This is a genomic window from Mycobacteriales bacterium, from assembly GCA_035690485.1.
Taxonomy (GTDB): domain Bacteria; phylum Actinomycetota; class Actinomycetes; order JAFAQI01; family DASSKL01; genus DASSKL01.
This window is the reverse complement of sequence record DASSKL010000045.1, coordinates 1-4358: the sequence shown is the minus strand read 5'-3', so window position 1 is coordinate 4358 and position 4358 is coordinate 1. Positions and strand designations below refer to the sequence as shown.

The window sequence follows — 4358 nt, the reverse complement described above, 5'->3', positions numbered from 1 at the left end:
GAGGCTCGTCTTCACGCCGCACGGCTGGGAGGACTACCAGCACTGGGTCCAGACCGACCGGGCGACGCTGAAGCGGGTCAACCGGCTGGTCGAGGATGTCCTGCGAGATCCCTTCACCGGCATCGGCAAGCCCGAGCAACTCCGGCACGTGCTGTCCGGCGCATGGTCGCGCCGAATCACCGAAGAACACCGGCTCGTGTACCTAGTCGACGGCGACGACGTCGTGATCCTGCAGGCCCGCTACCACTACTGAGGTGCCGTGAGGAGGCGATCGAGTTCCCGCCCTCGGACCGTGATCGCTAGTAGCACGCTATGTCCGGGCACCGGCGGACAAGTCACGAGCATGGCCGGCGCTAGCGCGCGGTATCAGTTCTGGTATCATCGAGCCGTGGCTATGACGCTCCGGCTCGACGAAAAGGAAAGCGAAGCGCTGCGCAAGCGCGCGGAGCGCGAGGGGCGGTCCATGCAGGAGGTCGCACGCCAGGCGGTTCGGGACTACATCGAGCGGACCAGCGAGCGAGAGTTGCTGGACGCTGTCCTTGATCGTGAGCTGCCCCGGTACGCCGAGGCGCTCGAGCGACTCGGACAGTGATCTACCTCGACGTCGAGGATCTGCTGTACATCGCTGAGCGGGCGACGGGAGCACCGGTCGAACTGCGTGACGCCGGCCTGCTGGAGGCAGCCGCGGCCCGCCCGCAGGCATCAGCGTTCGGTACCGACGCTTACGTCACCGTCCACGAGAAGGCAGCCGCCTTGCTGCACTCCGTGGTCCGCAACCATGCGCTCGTCGACGGCAACAAGCGACTCGGGCTGGCCGCCTTTATCGCCTTCTACGGGCTGAACGGCTGGCGGCTCACCATGACCAACGACGAGGCGTATGACTTTGTCATGTCGATCGCTTCCGGGGCGCTCGACGACGTACCGCTCATCGCACAGCATCTGGAGTCCGGCACCGAGCGGTCACTGCCGTGAGGAGGCGGTCGACCTCCCCGTCGTCCGACCGCCGGCCGGTAGCGGCCCGCCATGCCCGGGCACCAGCGGACAACTCGCCGAAGGCAACCCGCGCTACCGTCCCGGTGTTGTGGAAACACATGAGGACGCCAGCATTCGTCTTCTATTGCGCCGGCGATAGAGCGTCGCCATGAGGGATCGCGATGCGATCGCGATGCGTCCTGCGGACCACCATCGCCGCAATCGACAACGCGGAAGCTCCTGCGCTCGACCCGTCCGATCTCGCCGGCGTCCCCCTCGAGCGAAGTCCGCGAGGGATAGGCGCTCGCGAAGTCGCTCGGTTAGAGCTGACGGCGACGAGTTGAGCGTCCTGGTGCGGCACGAGGTCGACGAGCGCTTAGAGGCTGCGGTCGGGTACGAGCGCGCAGGCGAGGTTGAGCGCGCTGCAGAACTTCGAAAGGGAACGTCAATCCTCGCCGAAGTCCTCGCGGGCCGCACCGATCAGTAGCCATCCGGGAGAAGTACTCAGCGGTTCGGTGCCGTGGGAGCTCAGGCTGAGTCCGAGCAAGACAGCCGACCACAACAGCGCCCAACTTTCGGGCATCCCAGGACAGCTTTCGCACGCCATCCGGCGTTCTCAAGCGGTTTGCCAAGTCCGGCGATGTCGCCAGGTGGTGGCGGTTATGGTCGCTTCGCTCTCGGCCTACTCGACGCGTCTCATGCGGCTCCGTTGCGGCGGTGCCGGTGTGGTGCGGCGGAGAGTGGGGCGTGCAGCTTGGCGGCTAGCGTGGCGGCGAAGTCCACGAGTCGATCGGGCTGGTACTTGTCTGGGTGGTTGAGCATGAGGCGGGCGTTTTCTTCGCCGATCGCGAGGATCGCCCGGGCAGCGAGATCGACATCTGCGTCGGGGTCGTTGGCGAGCAGCGCGGCTGTGAGCCGCCGGGCCTGGATGAGGGCGATGTCTCGTCCGCGTTGGATCCGTTGACGCACCATTGGTGGCGTGCCGTCGGCCGGGAGCAGCATCAGCCGCCAGGTAGGGGGTTGTCGCTGACAGCGCCGAGCAGCGTCCGCAGCCAGTCGGTCAACGCAACGGCGGGGTCGTCCAGGTTGACGCTCCTCTTGTGTCAAGCGACCTCGGCGAGCGGGGTGGGGGCGGGTTCTTGCAGTTCGACGAGGGTCTTGGGGAGGGCGTTGAAAACTTCGCGGGCGATGTAGCGCTTGAGGCAGCGGATGATCTCGGGTTTGCTGAGCCCTTCGGCGGTGCGCCTGGTGACGTAGTCCCGGGTGCGTTGGTCGCAGGTCATGCGGACGATGACGATCCGCCACAGCGCGCTGTTGGCTTCGCGGTCGCCGCCGCGGTTGAGCCGGTGTCGATGGCGCTTGCCGGACGAGGCTTGGACGGGTGAGGCGCCGCAGAGGGCCGCGAAGGATCGCTCGTGGCGGAGCCGGTCGGGGTTGTCGCCGGCGGCGACGAGCAGCGCGCCGGCGGTGTCGACACCGACACCGCGCTTGGCGAGCAGGTCGGGCGCGGTGTCGGTGATCAGGGCGGTGAGGTGTTCGTCGAGGGCGGCGATCTCGTCGGCGAGGTACTCGACGCGCTTCGCGAAGCTGACCAGTGCGATCTTGGTGGCGGCGGTGAGCGAGTGCAGCGGGCCGGGTCGCAGCCGGGCGGCCGCGCGGACCCGCTGGGTGGGCGAGAGGTCCCGCAGCTCGCGGCGCAGCGCGTCGGGTGCGGTGTCGATGAGCGCGGCGAGCTGGTTGAGGGCTCGTGTCCTCGAGCGGATCGCGCCGCGGCGAGCGATGCGCAGCTGGCGGATCGCTTCGACCGCACCGGTCTGCGCCTTGGGAACAGTGGTGGCGCGCCCGGAGATCACGGCGCGGGCGGCTTCCTCGGCGTCGATCGTGTCGGACTTGCCACGTCGGCGGCGGACCTGCCGGTTCGGCCGATCGACCTCGATGACCCGCACGCCGGCGGCGATCAGGAACCGGGCGAGCCCGGCGCCCCAGGCGCTGCAGCCCTCGATGCCGACAGCGGCGACGTCGCCGAAGGCGCGCAGCCAGTCCCACAGCGCGACGTAGCCGGTCTCGTCCGCGACGAACTCGGCGGTGGCCAGCACCCGGCCAAGCGGGTCGCAGACGGCGGCGACGTGCACGTCCTTGTGCGTATCCACTCCGCCGACGACACCGCGGTCGAGGTTCGCGGGACGTGGTGCCGGGCGCTGTGCGTACGTACGGTTGTTGCGAGTGCGGGGGCGTGCCATCGTGGCCGAGCCGTCCTTTCCTCATACCGGGGTTGGGGATGGCACGCATGGCCGGGACGGCGGACAGGACATTGAGCGGGCCTGTGTGCGCAAGCTCCTCTGAGGTCACTCCGCCCGACCGGTCGTGCCGGCGGTGGCCCCGCGGCCGGGTCGACGGGTCATTTTCCGGACCACCGACACGGCGTCAGCAACTGTGAGAGTCAGACCCGGGCCGCGGAAGCCACCGCACTGAGCCCGGCACCGTCGGAGCGCCGGGCGCCCGCAGTCTGTCAATGCAACTGTCTGGTGCGGCGTGCGCGAGCGATGTCAGCGCAGCCGTTTCTTCGCGGTCGAGCAGCGCATGTAGCAGCGGCTCCAGGCCGCCGTAAGCGTTGTAGACGACCGTTTTCGACCCGCGTGCCTGCCGAGCGATGGCTTCGACGCTGAGCGCGGGGTAGCCGTGGTCGCTGATGAGGACGAGGGCCGCGTCGAGGACCTGGGCTCGGCGTTGTTCGATCGGCAGGCGGCGGCGTGGCCCGAGCGTCCGATTGGACAGAGCGAGCGCTAACGGCACCTACACTTCGCGCTCGAAGATCAGCTCGTAGTACTTCACGCTGCCGAGTGCGGCGACCCCGGGGGCGAAGATCTGTACCAGCCGCCAGCCATCGCGCGCGTGCTCATGCACGGTGTCTTCGTACGTCTTCTTCGCCTTGTCCGACACGCCGAACACGCCCGATCCGCGATAGTCGCCGAGGCGGACGAACCTGTACTCGTATCTCTGCGCGCCTCCCGGCGTTGTGGTCACGGTCGCCTCCCACGGTCATCGTCTCAAGGCAGTCTGCTTGCCACCGGGAACGATCTCACCGCCAAGACGGTGTAGAGGGTGTCTGAGATCGGAAGGCAGCCGGCGTTGCAGAACGCCGGCACCCGTGCACGCGTCCATGGGCGCGCATGCACGTATTGGTGTTCTTACCGTGCGTGGCGGGAACTCTGGCCCCCGTGCCGCCGCGGCACGGCGCATCGTCACCGTCAGCTGCGCACTGGGACGCCGGGGAGATCAGCGAAGGCCGTGGTGTCGCTCGAAACGACGATCCTGTCGCGGGCCGCGGCGGTTGCGGCGATGATCAGATCGTGAGCCCCACGTGGCTTACCGGTGCGCCGTACATG

The 4358-nt window shown here is 68.3% G+C and carries 6 protein-coding genes; 3 read left to right on the top strand and 3 right to left on the bottom strand.

Annotated features, from left to right (window positions below; all coding sequences use genetic code 11):
- The 3 genes from VFJ21_05930 to VFJ21_05920 form a co-directional block, all read left to right on the top strand.
- A partial coding sequence (locus VFJ21_05930) for a Txe/YoeB family addiction module toxin (GenBank protein HET7406662.1) occupies window positions 1–253 on the top strand: 253 nt, incomplete at its 5' end.
- A 141-nt stretch (window positions 254–394) separates the two neighbouring features.
- Window positions 395–592 (top strand): ribbon-helix-helix protein, CopG family, encoded by a 198-nt coding sequence (locus tag VFJ21_05925; protein ID HET7406661.1) that lies wholly within the window; start codon window positions 395–397, stop codon window positions 590–592.
- A complete protein-coding gene (locus VFJ21_05920) occupies window positions 589–972 on the top strand; it encodes a type II toxin-antitoxin system death-on-curing family toxin (protein HET7406660.1) in 384 nt (127 codons plus the stop codon). Before VFJ21_05925 ends, VFJ21_05920 begins: the two co-directional genes overlap by 4 nt.
- A 696-nt stretch (window positions 973–1668) precedes the next feature.
- Here VFJ21_05920 and VFJ21_05915 read toward each other — a convergent pair.
- The 3 genes from VFJ21_05915 to VFJ21_05905 all read right to left on the bottom strand — a co-directional run bounded on the left by VFJ21_05915 (window position 1669) and on the right by VFJ21_05905 (window position 3996).
- Window positions 1669–1974, bottom strand: a complete 306-nt coding sequence (locus tag VFJ21_05915) for a hypothetical protein (GenBank protein ID HET7406659.1) — start codon at window positions 1972–1974, stop codon at window positions 1669–1671.
- Window positions 1975–2075: 101 nt separating this feature from the next.
- Window positions 2076–3122: an IS110 family transposase gene (locus tag VFJ21_05910; GenBank protein HET7406658.1), complete on the bottom strand. Its 1047-nt coding sequence runs from the start codon at window positions 3120–3122 to the stop codon at window positions 2076–2078.
- A gap of 643 nt (window positions 3123–3765) precedes the next feature.
- A complete protein-coding gene (locus tag VFJ21_05905) occupies window positions 3766–3996 on the bottom strand; it encodes a DUF4177 domain-containing protein (protein HET7406657.1) in 231 nt (76 codons plus the stop codon).
- Between the last annotated feature and the right edge of the window lie 362 nt (window positions 3997–4358).